This is a genomic window from Wenyingzhuangia sp. 2_MG-2023 (genome assembly GCF_030548295.1).
Taxonomy (GTDB): Bacteria; Bacteroidota; Bacteroidia; order Flavobacteriales; family Flavobacteriaceae; genus Wenyingzhuangia.
On sequence record NZ_JAUOSB010000087.1, the window covers coordinates 1 to 349 of the forward strand.

Consider the following 349-nt stretch of genomic DNA (forward strand, 5'->3'; position numbering starts at 1 on the left):
TTTTTTTTATAATATAAATACAATCACATATTGAGTCTCGTAGCTCAGCTGGTTAGAGCGCTACACTGATAATGTAGAGGTCGGCAGTTCGAGTCTGCCCGAGACTACCAAGCCAAGCTTGTTAGTTAGGCAGAATAAAGACACAATAGATTGTATAAAGGAAATTCTAGAAGATGAGTAGTAGTTATTAGTCTAACTACTAACTACCAGATACTAATTTACTAGTAATGGGGGATTAGCTCAGCTGGCTAGAGCGCTTGCCTTGCACGCAAGAGGTCATCGGTTCGACTCCGATATTCTCCACAATTTAGTACAAAGTACTAAGTAAAGAGTACAAAGTTAATACTAA

General features: G+C 38.4%; 2 tRNA genes. Both read left to right on the forward strand.

Features of this window, described 5'->3' with window-relative positions:
- Positions 1–33 precede the first annotated feature (33 nt).
- Positions 34–110 (forward strand) — tRNA-Ile (locus tag Q4548_RS16765).
- Positions 111–229: 119 nt separating this feature from the next.
- A tRNA-Ala gene (locus tag Q4548_RS16770) sits at positions 230–303 on the forward strand.
- Positions 304–349: the final 46 nt, after the last annotated feature.